At 55.2% G+C, this 18,501-nt stretch carries 14 protein-coding genes; 3 read left to right on the forward strand and 11 right to left on the reverse strand.

Annotated elements, in window-relative coordinates; translation table 11 throughout:
• Positions 1-36: 36 nt before the first annotated feature.
• Both msrB and msrA read left to right on the forward strand, forming a co-directional pair.
• Positions 37-486: a peptide-methionine (R)-S-oxide reductase MsrB gene (gene msrB / locus CLV88_RS21125; RefSeq protein WP_106610393.1), complete on the forward strand. Its 450-nt coding sequence runs from the start codon at positions 37-39 to the stop codon at positions 484-486.
• Positions 483-989 carry a peptide-methionine (S)-S-oxide reductase MsrA gene (gene msrA / locus CLV88_RS21130; RefSeq protein WP_106610394.1) on the forward strand — a complete coding sequence of 169 codons (507 nt, stop codon included), beginning with the start codon at positions 483-485 and terminating at the stop codon, positions 987-989. The genes msrB and msrA overlap by 4 nt, the downstream gene beginning before the upstream one ends.
• A gap of 150 nt (positions 990-1,139) precedes the next feature.
• Here msrA and CLV88_RS21135 read toward each other — a convergent pair whose 3' ends face one another.
• From CLV88_RS21135 to CLV88_RS21165, 7 genes are all read right to left on the reverse strand, one after another.
• Positions 1,140-3,167, reverse strand: coding sequence for a hydantoinase/oxoprolinase N-terminal domain-containing protein (locus tag CLV88_RS21135; protein WP_106610395.1), 2,028 nt, complete (start codon positions 3,165-3,167; stop codon positions 1,140-1,142).
• 49 nt (positions 3,168-3,216) lie between these two features.
• Positions 3,217-4,269 carry a tRNA epoxyqueuosine(34) reductase QueG gene (gene queG, locus CLV88_RS21140; RefSeq protein WP_106610396.1) on the reverse strand — a complete coding sequence of 351 codons (1,053 nt, stop codon included), beginning with the start codon at positions 4,267-4,269 and terminating at the stop codon, positions 3,217-3,219.
• 83 nt (positions 4,270-4,352) lie between these two features.
• Positions 4,353-5,018: an FtsZ-binding protein FzlA gene (gene fzlA / locus CLV88_RS21145; protein ID WP_106610397.1), complete on the reverse strand. Its 666-nt coding sequence runs from the start codon at positions 5,016-5,018 to the stop codon at positions 4,353-4,355.
• 56 nt (positions 5,019-5,074) lie between these two features.
• The gene (gene mtgA, locus CLV88_RS21150) at positions 5,075-5,794 is read right to left on the reverse strand and encodes a monofunctional biosynthetic peptidoglycan transglycosylase (RefSeq protein WP_106610398.1); all 720 of its coding nucleotides are present in this window, start codon (positions 5,792-5,794) and stop codon (positions 5,075-5,077) included.
• 67 nt (positions 5,795-5,861) lie between these two features.
• Positions 5,862-6,227 carry a DUF4189 domain-containing protein gene (locus tag CLV88_RS21155; RefSeq protein ID WP_106610399.1) on the reverse strand — a complete coding sequence of 122 codons (366 nt, stop codon included), beginning with the start codon at positions 6,225-6,227 and terminating at the stop codon, positions 5,862-5,864.
• Between the two features lie 118 nt (positions 6,228-6,345).
• Positions 6,346-10,884 (reverse strand): glutamate synthase large subunit, encoded by a 4,539-nt coding sequence (gene gltB / locus CLV88_RS21160; protein WP_106610400.1) that lies wholly within the window; start codon positions 10,882-10,884, stop codon positions 6,346-6,348.
• A gap of 154 nt (positions 10,885-11,038) precedes the next feature.
• Positions 11,039-12,472 carry an NAD(P)-dependent oxidoreductase gene (locus CLV88_RS21165; protein WP_106610401.1) on the reverse strand — a complete coding sequence of 478 codons (1,434 nt, stop codon included), beginning with the start codon at positions 12,470-12,472 and terminating at the stop codon, positions 11,039-11,041.
• Between the two features lie 220 nt (positions 12,473-12,692).
• On the opposite strand from CLV88_RS21165, the gene CLV88_RS21170 reads away from it, so the two are divergent.
• Positions 12,693-13,496 carry an undecaprenyl-diphosphate phosphatase gene (locus tag CLV88_RS21170; protein ID WP_106610402.1) on the forward strand — a complete coding sequence of 268 codons (804 nt, stop codon included), beginning with the start codon at positions 12,693-12,695 and terminating at the stop codon, positions 13,494-13,496.
• 40 nt (positions 13,497-13,536) lie between these two features.
• On the opposite strand, the gene CLV88_RS21175 is transcribed toward CLV88_RS21170, so the two are convergent.
• The 4 genes from CLV88_RS21175 to CLV88_RS21195 all read right to left on the reverse strand — a co-directional run bounded on the left by CLV88_RS21175 (position 13,537) and on the right by CLV88_RS21195 (position 18,423).
• Entirely contained in the window at positions 13,537-14,517 is a 981-nt protein-coding gene (locus CLV88_RS21175; RefSeq protein WP_106610403.1) for a complex I NDUFA9 subunit family protein, read from the reverse strand.
• Between the two features lie 432 nt (positions 14,518-14,949).
• The gene (locus CLV88_RS21185) at positions 14,950-16,545 is read right to left on the reverse strand and encodes an ABC transporter ATP-binding protein (RefSeq protein WP_106610405.1); all 1,596 of its coding nucleotides are present in this window, start codon (positions 16,543-16,545) and stop codon (positions 14,950-14,952) included.
• A complete protein-coding gene (locus tag CLV88_RS21190; protein WP_106610406.1) occupies positions 16,535-17,455 on the reverse strand; it encodes an ABC transporter permease in 921 nt (306 codons plus the stop codon). The genes CLV88_RS21185 and CLV88_RS21190 overlap by 11 nt, the downstream gene beginning before the upstream one ends.
• Entirely contained in the window at positions 17,452-18,423 is a 972-nt protein-coding gene (locus tag CLV88_RS21195; protein ID WP_207797119.1) for an ABC transporter permease, read from the reverse strand. The genes CLV88_RS21190 and CLV88_RS21195 overlap by 4 nt, the downstream gene beginning before the upstream one ends.
• Positions 18,424-18,501: the final 78 nt, after the last annotated feature.

An 18,501-nucleotide genomic window follows, 5' to 3' on the forward strand; every position in this document is an offset into this window, starting at 1 on the left:
ATATTGCAGAGGAACAAGAAGAGGGGAAACGCACCCATGACCAAGTACACCAAGAACCCGGACGTCATTGCCACCCTGACGGACGAGCAATTCTGGGTCACCCAGGAGAGCGGAACTGAGCGCCCGGGTACGGGCAAGCTTCTCAATAACAAGCAGCCCGGAATCTATGTCGATATCGTCTCGGGCGAGCCGTTGTTTGCCAGTGCGGACAAATATGAATCAGGATGTGGCTGGCCCAGCTTTACCAAACCGATCACAGCGGCCCATGTGACCGAGCACCATGACGCGACACATGGTATGATCCGGGTTGAGGTCCGCTCGACCCACGGCGATAGCCACCTTGGCCATGTGTTCACAGATGGGCCGCCTGATCAGGGCGGACTGCGTTATTGCATCAATTCTGCATCCTTGCGCTTTGTACATCGCGACGACATGGAAAACGAAGGATATGGCGAATTTATTGATCAGGTGGAGGACGTAACATGACGGAACGCGCAGTTCTGGCCGGTGGTTGTTTCTGGGGTATGCAGGACCTCATTCGCAAAATGGATGGCGTGATTGAAACTCGCGTCGGATATTCCGGGGGTGACGTCTCTAACGCCACCTATCGCGACCATGGCACCCATGCCGAGGCCATTGAGATCACTTTTGATCCCGCACGTCTGAGCTATCGGCAGGTGCTGGAGTTCTTTTTCCAGATTCACGACCCAACCACGCCTAACCGCCAAGGCAATGATCGCGGTATGTCCTATCGCTCAGCAATCTATTTTGTAAACGAAGCACAGAAAGCAACTGCGCTGGATACGATAGCTGACGTCAACGCCTCAGGTTTGTGGCCGGGCCATGTTGTGACCGAGGTTGAGCCCGAAGGTGATTTCTGGGAGGCCGAGGACTATCATCAGGACTATTTGGAAAAGAACCCCAATGGTTACACGTGCCACTTTCCACGTGCGGGCTGGGTATTGCCGAAACGAGACGCCGCTGAATAAACAGGCGCACTCCCGCCCGGCTGTCCTGCATCAAAGATGCAAGCAGCCGGTTGGGCGTGGCTCAGCAAAGCTGAGCCTGCCCTACGCCGTTGACCGTTTCCAATATCGGTTAGTACAAATAGCCCCCAAACCACCGGCTTTTAAGTATTTTTAGCGAGATGAAACAGCTGGTCGGTCGATCGCCACGCGGGGTCGCCCTGAGGCTTCGACATGGATATCTGCCTCGATAAATACTTCGCGCGCTTCAGCCGTGGCGGAGCGAATATCGCGACGAACAATCACGTTTATGCCCTCTGCACCCGCCGCCTCACAATCCCTTCTGGCTTCTGCAGAGAGCATGGTCTCCAACTCTGACAAGGCGCCTTCGAGATCCGTCTGGTCCTTTGGACCATCATTCAGATGCAGGCGAAATGTGCCCTCGGAAGGCGCTGTAACTGTGCCGGTTTTACGGATCGTTACGCGCCCAACCACCGCGCCAATCGCATTGGCAACGCCAGCGTGCGCTGGCAATTCCGCACGACACCCCAGCCGTTTACCTACCGCTGGGTAATAGACGCCAGCAGATGCCCCCAGACCGATAATCGGGCTTGCCAGACCGGTCTCAAGCCGCACCAAACCTTTGTGTCCGCCCAATCCCATTTGCGTCAATACATGCCGAGCCAATTGATCCGCCGGTTGACCAAAGTCGGCGCTGTCCTCGGCAAATGCAGTCTCTAACACAGCCAAACAGGTTTGATGCGTCAACTGATCCACAATGATACGTGCCATCTCTTGTGGCACTGATGCCAGCACATTGCCCGCCCCAGTCCGCCGCCGCCCAAAGAGGCGCAAAGCCTTTTCAGCTGCCGCACCATCCCATGCATTCAATTGGCCCAACACATGCGACGCATCAGAAGGCGTAACGCCAGAAATTTGCACCAGCCCGCGTTCGATCAGCCTGCGCAGCGCCTTGATTTCCAAACGGTTGCGCAACACGACATCCAGCGGATGTACCTTTGTACCAATCCGCTCAAGCAGTGTCGTTTCGCGGGTATCCAAGCCCTCGCCGCGAACACCTTGGACCGCACGCACAAACCGCCCGTCGTACTCGCCCGGCACCGACCGCCGTAATTGGTTGTCTAACGCATCATGCACGATTTGTGGCGCATCTACCGCTATTAGAGAAACCGGCAACACCCGGCGTGGCCCAAGTATAACGCCACCTTGCAAACCCTCGGAAACAAAATGCACCTCGCTGTCACCACCAAGGCCAAACGTGCGCATCGCAACCGCTTCGACCATGGTGCGATAAGGCCCCACACGAGCGCCATCCGGGTCAATCGCCGGACGCCCGTCGCGCAGCACAGCAATGTCTGTTGTCGTACCGCCGATATCGCTCACCAGCGCCTCTTTTGCGCCCGTTAGCCAACGGGCACCAACAATAGATGCCGCCGGCCCGCTCAGGATTGTTTCAATCGGCCTGCGTCGGGCAAACTCCGCTGAAATCAGCGCACCGTCGCCGCGCACAACCATAAGCGGCGCAGCAATGCCCAGTTCGGCCAAGCGGTCCTCGGCCCGCCTGATCAATCGATCAATCATACCGATTAAGCGCGCGTTCAAAACGGCCGTCATTGCCCGCTTTGGCCCATTCAGACGAGAGGACAGATGGTGCGACGCACTCACTGGCCTCCCGGTAATGTCGCGGATCAATGCCGAAACACGCTGCTCATGCGCCGGATTTCGCGTCGCAAATTGAGCGGCCACCGCAAATCCCGAAACATCTCGCCCGTGTTCCTTCAGCCATGTTTTTAACTTTGCCTCATCGAGTGGAGCTTTTTCGGCACCCGAGTGATCGTGCCCCCCGGCAATTAACAACGCCGGATCCCCCGCCAACGCATCGCTTAACCCATGCTTAACAAGGTCACTTTCTCGAAACCCAATGAGCACCAAAGCCACACGGCCCCCTTGCCCCTCGACCAACGCGTTCGTTGCCAGAGTGGTCGACAAAGATGCCAGCGCAATTTCCGAAGGATCGGTCTGGGCCTCTTGTAACACCGCAGACACAGCCGCGCCGATGCCTTCGGCCAAGTCATGCCGCGTCGTCAGCGACTTGGCTGACGCGATCACTTCTTTCTCATCTCGGATCAGAACAGCATCCGTATAGGTGCCGCCCGTATCAACGCCCAATGACAACGCCATTCAGGTTACTCCCCTATTCGCACCCAACCAGTTACCGTCGTATGAGACCCTATTCATGCCCGGATGCGACATCTTGCAGTCGCGTAACTGCCCAGCGCGCAGCGTCAGCAACTGTTGCATCCGGGTCTTCACATAGTCGCTGCGCCACGGGTTTCAAATCTGCATCGCCTGAATTTCCAATCGCATAAAGCACATTGCGTACAAACCGGTCACGCTTAATGCGCTTGATCGGAGAACCCGAGAACATTGTGCGGAATGCGGAGTCGTCCAATGTCGCCAATTCTGCTAGTTTTGGCGCCATCAACTCGTCTCGTGCGGCATAGCGCATTTCGCTAGCCTCAACGGCAAACTTGTTCCAGGGACAGGCTGCCAGACAGTCATCGCACCCATAAATGCGGTTCCCCATAAGGGGCCGTAAGTCCTCGTCAACGGGCCCGTGATGTTCAATCGTCAGGTAGGAAATGCACCGGCGCGCATCGATCTTGTTTGGCGCAGGAAAGGCATTGGTTGGGCAGGCATCCAGACAAGCCCGGCACGACCCACAATGATCGATTTCAGGCGGATCAGTGTCGAATTTAAGCGTGGAAAACACGGATCCAATAAAAAACCACGATCCCAATTCACGGCTCACCAGATTGGTGTGTTTTCCCTGCCAGCCAAGCCCTGCCGCCTGCCCCAAAGGTTTTTCCGGCACAGGCGCGGTATCGACAAATACCTTCACCTCGCCCCCACCTTCAGCAATCAGCCATCGCGCCAATCGCTTAAGCCGCTTCTTCACCATATCATGGTAATCCTTGTTCTGTGCGTAAACCGAAATTGCGCCGCGATCCGGCTGTCGGTGAACTTCGGTCGGATCATGTTGAGGCGTGTAACTCTCGCCAAGCATGATGACCGACCGCGCCTCGGGCCACAGCGCTGACGGGTCGCTGCGCCACGCCTTTCGCTGCTCCAACCAGCCCATCTGACCATGATACCCCCGTGCCAGAAACCCGTTCAAACCGTCGCGAACATGGTTAACTGAATCTGGGCGGCACACGTAACAGGCATCAAACCCGATGGCCTTAGCCTCTGAAACCAACCTATCTTTCAGCTCGGCCGTCACGCATTCGTCCCTTCAGAGTTCCCAGAAAACGCCCATGTCTGCCTGCGGATTTGACTATCGGCCAAACAGCAGGCGACAACCGTTTAGAAATCGAGGTCGGCATAATGTGACGGCGGTGGAAAGCCCGGCACCTGATCCGCCAAGATGGAGCGAAAGGCTGGTCGGGACTTGATCGTCGCATACCAGTCCTTAACCACCGCGGACCGGTTCCAATCGACGTCCGATATATAATCCAACGCAGACAGATGCGCCGCAGCCGCGAAATCCGCCAATGTCATCACGTCCCCGGCCAACCAACGCCGATGATCAAGCAGCCAATGCATGTAATCCAGATGATACTTAATCGCCTTGGCTCCAGCTTTGACATTCGAGCTGTCCGGATACCCGGCACCCATTACCTTCTTATTCACCCGCTCATACAAGAGCTTTGACGTCACCTCATTGTGGAACTTGTCGTCAAACCAGGACACCAACCGCCGCACTTCGTAACGCCCCTCAGCATCACGCGGCATCAGGCTTGGCTCTGGGTGTTTTTCCTCTAGGTACTCGCAAATCGCCGCACTTTCGGCCATCATTTTCCCGCCTATCTTCAAAACGGGGACCTTGGCGGCAGGATTCCGGCGCAGGAAATCCGGGTCCTGTTCCCAGTACCGCTCCTCGACCAGCTCCACTTCGATCTTCTTTTCCGCAAGGCTTAAACGCACCTTGCGGCAAAACGGGGACAGCGGAACATGGAAGAGTCGATTCATCAGGAAGGCACCAATTCACGGGATTTATCCCTCAATGCCTTGCCCGCGCGCGATTTTCAATCCTCGAAACACCGTGAGCGCGTGTCGTTGCGGATGGTCGCCGCCCCATCCAGGATGGAATTCGACCGTTTTCTGAGCGCAGTTGATGGCTTGCTGGCCGATCTGTTCTTGGGGTTTGGCAACACGGCCGCCAATCGCGCGGCTTGCACCGCGCTCAACGCCTCTGGGCCGACGCCGAAGTAATGCCGCGCCGCAGCTTCTACGCCAAAGACACCCTCGTCAAACTCGGCAACATTCAGATAAACCTCAAGAATACGCCTCTTTGACCACGTCAGTTCGACCAACGGAGTCAACAGCGCTTCGATCGCTTTGCGGGTCCAGTTCCGCCCCTGCCAAAGGTAGACATTCTTGACCACCTGCTGACTGATTGTCGACGCGCCGCGCCCACGCCCTTCGTCCAGCGCAGCCCGGATCGCCTTCATATCAAAGCCCCAATGCAAACAAAAATTCGCATCTTCGGCCGCCACAACAGATCGGCGCATCACGGGCGCAACCGCTTCAATCGGCACCCATTCCTTGTCGATCTGCCCCAACCGTCGTTTCTCACCCAGCATTGTCATTGTGATCGGTGGATTAACCACCGAGAACAGCAAAACCGACAAAATGATCAGAGACACAAACCACACCAGACTGCGCCGCAACCAGTACCGCAACCTCAGCCACTGGTCCTTGAACCAACTCTGCTTCTTCTTTTTCAGAGCCTTCTTATTGGCCATTAACAACACACTCCACACTTGCATGTGGAGTAATCCTTAGCGCCGCATCAAGCAAGCCACAGACGACTTACGGTGAACAGGCCCATACTTTTACCTGACACCCGTCGCCATTTTGATAGCAATAACCCAGCGCATTATCTTCAGCGATGGCCCGTGATCCGCCCCAACCAAATCCCCAATTGCCTGTGTAACCTTCGGCCATTGCACCGCATGTGTTGTAAAATGTCCGAACGTTGTTGCAATCCCAGCCGCATTCGCTCTGCATAGCGTTGATCGCATCGTCCTCGGACCACTGCCCAACAGAGTAGCCCCACGCACCACCAGGACCTATTCCAACGGCACCCCAACAATAGTCGTACCCGCATTGGCCAGCCATTGCGGTTGTTGGCAAAGCAGTTGCCAAAAAAGCCAATTTTAGAAAATTGCCCAGCATCCGTAACCTCCTTAAACTTAGGAGAGTATGCGCCAGTTGCTGAATTTTCCCAAATCCTCGGCAAAAAAGGCCCCGTAGATCGCTCTACGAGGCCATAAAACAAGTATCTGTTTCGGCCCTATTCGGCCGGAACCGCAGCCTCTTCAATAGCCAGCGGTGCGGGCAAATGCACCAGCATCTCCTTTGGACAGACCTGTAGGAAATGGGCCTTTTCAACATCCCAATGCTGCAAAATGTCTGCCGCCTTGCGGCTTCCGGTTTCTGAAACATGCCGTTCGATCAGACCCTTCAGCTCGGCTTCCCAATGATCAACAGTGACCGGACAGGTCACAAGAGTCTCATGGTTCATGGCAGTTTCGACCTGACCTTCAGGATCATAAAGATACGCCATGCCGCCTGTCATACCTGCGCCAAAGTTCGCACCAATCTCACCCAGGATCACGGCTACGCCACCGGTCATATATTCGCACCCGTTGCTGCCGCAGCCCTCGATCACCACCTTGGCACCCGAGTTTCGCACAGCAAATCGCTCTCCTGCGCGACCAGCGGCAAACAAGTGTCCGTCAGTTGCGCCATAAAGAACCGTGTTGCCGATTATCGTGTTCTCAGAGGCCGTCAGTGGGCTCGCCATTGGCGGACGGACCACGACCGTGCCGCCTGACAGACCCTTGCCGACATAGTCATTGGCATCTCCTGACACTTCGATCTTCAGACCTGGCGCTGCAAAGGCCCCCAGCGACTGACCAGCTGAACCTGTCAGTTTGACTGTCAGGTGATCTTCCTGAAGCGCGTTGCGCATCCCAAAGTTACGGACGATATGGCTCGAAGTGCGAGTGCCCACGGTGCGATGCGTGTTCTGCACCGCATAAGACAGCTGCATCTTTTCGCCATCTTCAAGAAACCGCGCCGCGTCGCGCACGATCTCTGCATCCAGCGTATCGGGCACGGCGTTGCGCGGCTTGTCGCGATTGTAGACAATCTCAGACGCGCCATCGACAGTGATCAACAGCGGGTTCAGATCCAGGTCATCCAGATGCGCCGAGCCACGACTGACTTGTGCCAAAAGATCCGCGCGGCCAATCACTTCGCCCAGTGACCGTGCACCGATGCTGGCCAGAATTTCCCGCACTTCCTGAGCGTAGAAAGTGATCAGATTCACCACCTTGTCCGCCGACCCGGTGTATTTTGCGCGCAGGCTCTCGTCCTGAGTACAAACGCCAACCGGGCAGGTGTTGGACTGGCACTGACGCACCATGATACAGCCCATTGCGATCAAGGCGGCGGTGCCGATGCCGTATTCCTCGGCGCCCAACATCGCGGCCATCACGATATCTCGCCCGGTACGCAATCCGCCATCCGTGCGCAGCGTCACCCGCTCGCGCAGGTTGTTCATCGCCAACACCTGATGCGCTTCGGTCAAGCCCATCTCCCACGGCAGACCCGCAAATTTGATCGACGTCGCTGGCGAAGCACCTGTGCCACCGTTGTGGCCGGAAACCAGAATGACATCCGCCTTAGCCTTGGCCACACCGGCAGCAATCGTGCCGACACCAGACGAGGCAACCAACTTAACCGTCACTTTACAGCGTGGGTTGATCTGCTTGAGATCGTAAATCAGCTGCGCAAGGTCTTCGATCGAATAGATGTCGTGGTGCGGTGGTGGCGAAATCAGGGTCACGCCTTTGGTCGAATGGCGCAGGCGCGCGATCAGGTCGGTGACCTTCATGCCTGGCAGCTGGCCACCCTCACCGGGCTTTGCCCCCTGCGCGACCTTGATCTCCAACTCTTCGCACTGGTTCAGATATTCAGCAGTCACACCAAACCGCCCCGAGGCGACCTGTTTGATCTTGGCCGACGGGTTGTCGCCATTTGGTTCCGGTACGAAATGTGCCGGGTCTTCACCGCCTTCGCCGCTATCGGACTTGGCACCAATCCGATTCATCGCCACGTTCAGCGTTTTGTGCGCCTCAGGGCTCAGCGCCCCCAACGACATGCCCGGTGTCACAAACCGCTTGCGGATTGCCGTGATCGACTCGACCTCTTCAATCGGTATAGCCTCGCCAATCGCCTTAAAGTCTAGCAAATCGCGCAGGTGGATCGGTGGGTTCGACTGCATCTTGGCCGAATACTGCTTCCACAGCTGATAGCTCGCCCGGTTACACGCCGCCTGCATCATGTGCATACTCTGCGCACCCCACGCGTGGGTTTCGCCAGACTTACGCGCCTTATAGAACCCGCCAATTGGCATCACGTCTTGACCGCTCAGCCAGCCCTTGGCGTGCACATCAACAACTTTCTTCTGAATACCAATCACACCGATCCCCGAAATTCGGCTGATCATGCCGGGGAAATATTCCGCACACATCGCGCGGCTCAGGCCGACAGCTTCAAAATTCAGACCACCCCGGTACGAGGAAATCACAGAAATCCCCATCTTGGCCATGATCTTGAGCAGACCCTGATCCACCGCCTCACGATACCGCGCGATGTTTTCGGTCAGTGTTCCGTCCGCTAGCCCACGCGCAATGCGATCCGCCAGAGTATCTTCGGCCAGATAGGCGTTCACCACGGTTGCACCCGCACCAATCAGAACCGCAAAATAATGCGGATCGATACATTCAGCCGACCGTACATTCAACGAGCTGAATGTCCGCAAACCTTTGCGCGTCAGATGACTGTGCACCGCGCTGGTGGCAAGGATCATCGGCATCCCCACCTTCGCTTCGTTCTGAGCCTCATCGCTCAAAACGATATGCCCGGCACCAGACCGCACCGCATCTTCTGCCTCGGCCCGAATGCGTTCCAGCCCAGCGCGCAACGCGCCATCGCCACCATCTGCATCAAACGTACAATCAATCCGAACAACGGTATCATCGAACGCCTTCAACAGATGCTCAAATTGTGAATTGCCGACAAACGGGCTCTCCAACAGCACGATCTCTGTTTGGCTACCGTCCTCGTCCAACACGTTTTTCAGGTTTCCGAACCGAGTTTTCAGGCTCATCACCCGAAATTCACGCAACGAGTCAATTGGCGGGTTTGTCACCTGACTAAAGTTCTGGCGGAAGAAGTGGCTCAGCGGGCGATACATCTTGGACAAAACCGCGCTTGGGGTGTCATCCCCCATCGAAGCCAGCGATTCCTTGCCATCCTCCGCCATCGGAGCGAGAATCTGTTCGACCTCTTCAATGGTATACCCAGCCGCAATCTGGCGCTTGCGCAGCTTCTCGCCTGAGAATGCAGGCTTCTCTTCAATGCTGCCCAGCTCACTTGCAAGATCACGGATCTTGCCAACCCAGTCGCCATAAGGGCGGGCATTGGCCAGTTTATCCTTGATCTCGGTGTCGTGGTATAGCTTGCCTTCTTTCATATCCACTGCCAGCAACTGACCTGGACCAAGCGCGCCTTTTTCAATGACGTCAAATTCATCAATCGGCACCATTCCGGCCTCAGACCCGGCAATCAACAGCCCTTCACCCGTTACGACATAGCGCATAGGGCGCAAACCATTTCGGTCCAGACCGGCACACACCCAGCGACCATCGGTCATCGCCAGCGCGGCTGGGCCGTCCCACGGCTCCATCACGCTATTGCAATAGCTGTACATGTCGCGCCACGCTTGCGGCAGATCAACCGCCTGCTTGGACCAGCTCTCTGGCACCAGCATGGTTTTTGCCATCGGCGCAGAGCGTCCCGCCCGCACCATCAATTCAAACACCGCGTCCAACGCCGCCGAATCTGAACTTCCGCCCGGCACAATCGGCTTAATGTCCTCGGCCATGTCACCAAACGTACCGCTGGCTAGCCTGATTTCGTGGCTCTTCATCCAGTTCAGGTTGCCCTTCAGCGTGTTGATCTCACCGTTGTGGGCCAACATGCGGAACGGCTGCGCGAGCCACCATTGTGGGAACGTGTTGGTGGAATACCGCTGGTGATACAGTGCGAAGGCGCTTTCAAACCGTTCGTCCAGCAGATCAGGATAGAACACGGCGACCTGCTCGGCCAACATCATGCCCTTATAAATGATCGAACGACAGCTCAGCGACGCAATATATAGACCATTGATGTTCGACGCAGCGGCAGCTTTCTCGATCCGGCGACGGATCACATACAGCTCGCGCTCAAACGTCTCTTCATCCACACCTTTGGAATTGGTGATCAGAATTTGTTCGATCTCGGGGCGGGTCGCATTGGCCTTTTCACCAAGGCAGGTCGTGTCCACAGGCACATGGCGCCAGCCATATATGCCATACCCCATTCGCAGAACTTCGGTCTCGACGATCGTCCGGCACGATTCCTGCGCGCCATGGTCGGTGCGCGGCAGAAATACCTGACCCACGGCCATCAATTCATCCATGTTTGGCTCATGGCCAGTGCGGCGGATCTGATCGTAAAAGAACTGAACCGGAATCTGCACATGAATGCCTGCGCCATCGCCGGTCTTGCCATCCGCGTCCACTGCACCCCGGTGCCAAATCGCCTTGAGCGCGGTGATGCCCGCCTCAACCACCTTGCGGCTGGGCTTGCCATCGATTGACACGACAAGACCAACGCCGCAAGACGAATGCTCTTCTTCTTCCGAATACAGGCCGTTTTCGGCCATCCACTTGCGCTTTGCTTCTTCGGCGCGCACCCAGTTCTGATCGTACTTGGTCATGGATTCTTAACCTTTCTCTTGCTTTCGGTCAGCTCGACTGACCTGAGCTGCGCGGAAGGTCGTTCAACCTTCAAAACGCGCACCTACGTAATACCGACGCGAAACCGACGTTATGCCGACGTCCCAAAATGGCAGCATTTGCCCGCCGATCGGGTTACTCAGCCGCCACCGAAACCGGTGCGCCGAACTGCTCAAGGATCGCATCGGCGCAATCGCGCCCGTCCTTAATCGCCCACACCACCAGACTTGCGCCTCGTACGATGTCACCCACCGCATAAACGCCCGGCATAGCCGTTGCTCCAGTGGTGAATTCTGCCTTAACCGTGCCCCAACGGGTCACTTCCAGCTCGGGTTGATCCCAAAGTGTCGGCAGGTCTTCCGGCTCAAAGCCCAGCGCCTTGATAACCAGATCGGCCTCTTCGACATAGTCCGCGCCTTCGATCACTTCGGGGCTTTGACGCCCCGATGCATCAGGCTGACCCAAGCGCATCTTCTGCACCATCACGCCTTTAACCGGATCACCGCTAAAGCCCTTGGGCGCGGTCAGCCAGACAAATTCCACACCTTCTTCTTCGGCATTATTCGTCTCACGCTGCGAGCCGGGCATGTTGGCTCGGTCACGGCGATAGAGACACTTCACGCTCTCTGCACCTTGGCGAATTGCGGTCCGCACACAGTCCATGGCCGTGTCACCACCACCGATCACAACAACCTTTTTACCCTCTGCGGACAAGGTGCCGTCTTCGAACTCAGACACCGTGTCGCCAAAGCTGAGACGGTTGGACGCGGTCAGATAGTCGATAGCCTTGACGATTCCCTCGGCACCAGCGCCCGGCCCTTGTAAATCACGGCTTTTGTACACGCCAGTTGCGATAACCACGGCGTCATGGGCCTCACGGATTTCACCAAAGCTGATGTCCTTACCAACCTGACAATTCAGCCGAAAGGTCACGCCGCCTTGCTCCAGCTGGTCGTTGCGGCGCATGACAATGTCTTTCTCCAGCTTAAAGCCGGGGATTCCATAGGTTAGCAATCCGCCTGCCCGATCGTGACTGTCATAGACGGTCACTTGGATGCCCGCACGACGCAACCGATCCGCTGCGGCCAAACCACCGGGACCAGCCCCAATGATGCCAACACTTTCGGTACGCTCCTGCGCAGGTTTGGCTGGCTTGACCCAACCCTGCTCCCAGGCAGTATCTGTAATGTACTTCTCGACTGACCCAATGGTCACAGTGCCGTGGCCGGATTGCTCAATGACACAGTTGCCTTCGCACAAACGGTCCTGAGGACAAATGCGACCACATATTTCAGGGAATGTATTTGTGGCTTGGCTAACGGCATAGGCCTCTTCCAGACGGCCCGTCGCAGTAAGGCGCAGCCAGTCGGGAATATTGTTGTGCAACGGGCAATGCGACTGGCAATACGGTACACCGCACTGCGAGCAGCGGCTCGCCTGTTCTTCGGCTTTGACCTTTGCGTACTCCGCATAGATCTCATTGAAGTCCTGCTTCCGTGCGGTTGCTTCACGCTTTTCAGGCATGTCACGGTCTACAGTTACAAACTTCAGCATAGGTTGCTTGGCCACGCCAACTACCTCCCGATAAATTCCAGTAGCGCGTGTTTAAGCAAAACCGCAGGAAGATAAAAGTCAAAAGTGCTGACCTAAAATGAAGTTTTTTTGCGTCAATGGTCTCTGAATACAATCTTGAGCCGATAAATTATGGCCGATTCGGATATAATTTATCACTTTCCTTTTGTTTTCTAACCCTTATACCCGATATTGCAATCGCACCCTTCGAGGTTCCATGCCACTGCTTCACATCTTGCTTGTCGCAATTATCCAAGGCGTAACCGAGTTCCTGCCCGTCAGCTCGTCCGGACACCTAATTCTCCTACCGAATCTCTTGGGATTGGAAGATCAGGGGCAGGCTATAGATGTTGCAGTCCACGTGGGCACACTGGGCGCTGTGGTTCTGTTTTTCTGGTCCGACGTTAAACTAGCGATACTCGGAGTACCGCGCCTTTTGGCTGGAAAACGGGATACTGAAGGAGCGACACTAGCGTTTCTTCTTCTGATCGCCACGGTACCAGTTGTAATTGCAGGTTTCATACTAAAGATAACGGGCCTGGATGAGGTCATGCGATCCATCACCGTCATTGGATGGACAATGTTGTTATTTGGGATCGTGTTGTGGTGGGCAGATCAGACAGGGGCTTCTGAGAAATCTGATGGCAACTGGAATTTGCGCGATGCGATCATAATGGGGCTTTGGCAAGCCATCGCGCTGATACCCGGCACTTCGAGGTCCGGCATCGCGATAACAGGAGCCCGTCGACTAGGTTACGACCGGACCAGCGCAGCCAAATTGGCTATGCTGATGTCTATCCCGACAATCCTAGCGAGCGGTGGTCTTCTAACTCTGCAAGTCGCCGGCGAAGCTGATATTCAAACAGCAAAAGACGGTGCTTTTGCAGCCGTCTTTTCGCTTTTGGCAGCGCTACTCGCTCTTAAAATCATGATGCGACTACTACAATCGATCAGCTACACACCTTACGTGATCTACCGGATAATCCTTGGATGCACCCTTTTAGCAATCGCATACTCTTAGCCAGGCGCCACCAACACCTGATGCATAGCGACTGCTCCCTTCAAACCTTCAGGTTTTTGGCTGACTCTTTGATCGCATCATACTGGCCCGAAGGGCGGAACCTCCAAAGATAGTCTGCAATGATTGCATCTGGGGCAATGGGTTGAATACCCAGCGCTTCAAACCCTTTTGCATCCTCCGCAACGATGTTGTCGTGCCGTAAAAGCTTAACCTGATCGCGCGTCAGCATTTTGTTGTCCAACAAGCCAAACAACATCTTACACCCGATGTCGAAGCTCCACCCCATCATACGCCCGACAAAAAAGGGAAGGTTGAGCACAATCTTGTTGCGATTAATCACCTCAAGAATGTCATCGACCCACCCCCGCAGGCTGTTTACTTGAGGACCACCGAGCTCAAATCGGCCACTCGCTTCTCCCAAAACACCCTTCACCGCTGCTTTCGCAACATCGTCTACGTAAACTGGCTGAAACAACGTCTCACCACCAACAATTGGCAATATTGGCCCCATGCGAGACATGGAGGCAAAGCGATTGAAAAACTGATCATCAGCACCAAAGATGACCGAGGGCCGCAAGATCATCGCAGTCGGAAAATTCTCAAGAATGGCGGCTTCGCCTGCTGCTTTTGTACGCGCATAGCTGCTTTCAGACTCCGCATCCGCGCCCAACGCAGACAGGTGGACCAATCGCTCAATATTTTTCTCAGTGGCAATCCTGGCTATTCTTGATGCTCCTTCGGCCTGAACAGTTTCAAATGTGTTTTTTCCGCTATTGGCTAGAATACCCACACAGTTCACAACTGCGTTTGCACCGTCCAGGGCCTCAGAAACAGAAACGTCATCGCGAATATTGCAGAAGACGGGTTCAACCTGGCCAACTGTCCCATACGGCTTGACGAACATCGCTTCGTTTGGACGTCGAACGGCAACTCGAACACGCCAGCTTTGCTTCGCCATGCGCTGCGCGATGTGACGCCCGACAAAACCAGACCCGCCGAAGATTGTGACTAGTTTAGACATTGGTGTCCTCCAAAAGCTCATCCTAGAAACTGAAATACTTCTCCGCGCCTTTTGGCACAAGCTTCTAACTCGAACAGTGGCAAAAAGCCTCGTCACAAAAATCATCTATGGGCTGGAGCGCACCTACCAGGCCTTAGCTCGACGCACGAACTTCAAGGCACGCGCGGCCCGAAATACAAGCATCTCTTATGTTGGAGGCCCTCCAAAAATGAGGCAAGCACCCAAGAACTCTCAGAAAATGCTGCCAATTTACGCGAAGTCCCCGCAAACAGGTTCGATGGCCCAGTCTTTCATCTATATGTAGGCGCCGATTTACCCGGCGCGGGTCAAATCCAACTTGGCACGAACATCTAAGCTCCACCCGGAGAACCGGGTTAGACCTCACTCGGATCCTTTTTTAGTTATTCCGACAATCTCCAGTATTGAGGACAATCAGGCAAACTTATCCAACCAAGCCGGATCCATTTCCGGCACCGACGACAGCAACAATTGGGTGTATTCAGGGTGCGGCGGTGAGAGAACGGTTTCCTTGTCGCCCTGCTCAACGACACGGCCCTTACTCATAACAACAATTTCGTCACTAATCGCTTCGACTGTCGCGATGTCGTGCGTGATGAAGAGATATGAAATACCCTTTTCTTTCTGCAACCTCAAAAGCAACTGCAGAATGCCCTCCTGAACAATCTGATCCAATGCAGATGTTACCTCATCACAAAGAATGATGTCCGGATCGGCCGCAAGGGCTCTGGCGATGCATATACGCTGTTTCTGCCCCCCAGAAAGCTCGGACGGCAAGCGGTCAAAAAAACTCTCGTTTAGTTCGATCTGCTCAAGCAGATTTATAATTTCGGCTTCAAGCTTTTTGCCCTTGTACCCGTGGTAAAACTCCAGCGGGCGACCAATGATTTCACCGACGGTTTGCCGCGGGTTCATGGCGGTATCTGCCATCTGATAGATCATCTGAATCCGCCGAAGCTGCTCCTTACTGCGCCCATTCAGCGTGGCGGGCAGCTCTTCGCCATTGAACACAACACGGCCCCTTTTTGGCGGCAGTAGTCCAGTGATAACGCGGGCCGTAGTAGATTTCCCGGAACCAGATTCCCCGACAACAGAAACTGTTCGGCCTCTAGGGATGCGAAGGTTCACGTCAAACAAGACCGGAACTGGCCCGTATGACGCACCGACATTTTCAACTGAAAGAGTTATGTCTTCGGTATTCTCAACAGGCTTGCGCAAAGCCCTCACTGACCAAAGAGACTTCGTATAGTCTTCTTTTGGGTCTGACAGCATTGTGCGCGTGGGTGCCTCTTCGACCTCTTCACCATAGCGCAACACTTTGATGCGATCAGCCATTTGCGCAACGACAGCAAGATCATGGGTGATATATATTGCCGCCGCACCAAACTCGCGCACAATTTTGCGCATAGACAACAAAACTTCAACCTGTGTGGTCACATCAAGTGCCGTGGTCGGTTCATCAAAGATAATCAGGTCCGGGCGCGGCGACATGGCCATCGCGGTCATGATGCGTTGCAGCTGACCACCGGATACCTGGTGCGGATACCGATCACCAATCGTTTCTGGGTTGGGAAGCGAAAGCGACCTATAGAGCTCCTGAGCGTCTGTGCGGGCAGCGTTTTCAGATTCGATGTTCTCACGAACCTTCGCCCGTATAGTTTGGGCAATTAGTTGGTGTGCCGGATTAAATGATGCAGCCGCGGATTGCGCTACATAGGTGATGCGCGTACCCCAAAACTTGCGCTTTTCCACTTCTGACGCGCGGGCCAGGTCGACACCATCAAACATAATAGATCCGCCCGCGATACGGCAACCGGGTTGCACATATCCCATTGCCGCTTTGCCAAGAGTGGATTTTCCTGCGCCAGATTCACCGATCAGGCCAAGCACCTCACCGCGTCGCAATTGCAAATCGACGCCTTTGATAATCGGATTCCAATGTTCGTCCGAAAAGCCTTCAATACGGATGTCTCGCATATCCAGCAGTACGTTGTCGGATTTATGTTTCATCGCGCAATCCACTTGTTGTCTGAAGGAACCAATCAACTACAAAGTTTACCCCGATTGTCAGGAGAGCAATGCAGGCCGCCGGCATCAACGGGGTTAGACCAGCAGTGATATCAAAACGAGCAAACTGCATCATGTTCGCCGTTTCGCGTACCATCGTGCCCCAATCTGCCGTTGGTGGTTGAATACCCACCCCGAGGAAAGAAAGTGCCGCGATTGTCAAAGAGACAAAACAGAACCGCAGCCCAAATTCCGCTACCAATGGTGGTAAAATATTGGGCAGCACCTCGCGACGCATTGTCCAGCTGAGCCCCTCTCCACGCAGGCGCGCGGCCTCAACGTAATCCATGACAGAGACACTGACAGCCACGGAACGAGTCAGGCGGAAGACGCGTGTGGAATCCAGTAGCGCGATGATGACAACCAATGCCCAAACATTGGAACCAGTAATTGTGAGAAGCATCAAAGCAAAAATCAGCGCAGGAATTGCCATAACAACGTCGATACTACGACTGATAAACTGGTCGACCCAACCCCGGCTGATGGCAGCGACCAAGCCAAGGCTTCCGCCTAGGAAAAAGGCAAGCAAAGTAGCCGCGAGGGCAATTCCGATTGTGTTGCGCGCGCCGAATATGAGGCGGCTGAGGATGTCACGCCCGATCTGGTCGGTTCCAAAAAGAAACCCATTGCCCCATGGGGCCAACGGCGGACCAGCGATTTCGCTTTCGCCATAGGGCGCAAAGAAGGGGCCAACCAAAGCCATGAGCCCGTAGAATATGATAATGGCCAGCCCGATGCGCGCTGTGAATGGTGACTTTTTCAACAAGAGGCGAATGCGTTCACCTCGTGTGCGGCGACGACGAACCTGTGCGACTTCCTGGTCAGCGGAGTATGATGTCTGAGATTGTGTCATTTTGGATGCAAAAGCCTCGGGTTGGTGACGATGCCTACGACGTCCGCCACGAGGTTGAAAAGAACATAGGTTGCCGCGAAAATCAGGGCGCAGGCTTGCACGACGGGAATATCCCGCGCGCTCACTGCGTCGACCATCAGCTGACCCACACCGGGATAAACGAAGACCACCTCGACAACCACAACGCCGACAATCAGATACGCCAAATTGAAGGCGATCACAGCCGCGATAGGTGCCCATGCATTTGGTAGTGCGTAGTTCAGAACAACCCGAAGTGGCGATTCACCGGCAAGCCGGGCCATCTCTATGTAAGGCGATGCCATGAGGTTGATGATGGCCGCACGGGTCATGCGCATCATGTGCGCTATTATCACTAGAGTAAGTGTAAGCGCAGGAAGTGCGGTCCGATACAGCCGGTCCCAGAAAGGTGTGTCTGGCGACACGTCAGAAAGCGATGGAAAGATCGGCCAGATCACACCCAGCAAAAGGATCAGAATGTAGGCCAGAAAAAACTCTGGAAATGAAATCGTGATCAATGTGACTGCGTTGACGCTGCGATCAAAGACGCTACCTCTTTTCAACGCTGCAGCAATGCCAAGTGCGAGGGCCAGCGGAACAGCGATCATAGCGGTAACGCCGGCCAGGAACAATGTGTTGGCGAGGCGTGGGCCAATAAGGTCCACAACAGGGCGAGACCGGTCACCACCAACACCACTTCGACCCGAGAACGACGTACCCAGATCACCTTGCAAAACCCCGCCGATCCAGTTCACATAACGTGTTACCGGCCCCTGATCCAGGCCCAGTTCCGCACGCAATGCGGCGGTGGTCTCAGGTGTGGCACCCTGACCCAGAACAGATTGCGCAAAGTCACCGGGAAGGAACTGCACGGACGTGAAGATGATGAGCGATACGACAAACAACGTCACTACACCCAACGCGAGGCGTTGCTGTGAACGGCGGAGCAATACTCGTCCACGGTAGCGTCGGCGTTGTGCCGTCGCGGGCGGCGTAAAAGTCGTCCACTTTGGCCCTTTCGATATTCG

Origin of the sequence: Shimia abyssi (genome assembly GCF_003014475.1) — a bacterium.
Taxonomy (GTDB): Bacteria; Pseudomonadota; Alphaproteobacteria; order Rhodobacterales; family Rhodobacteraceae; genus Shimia; species Shimia abyssi.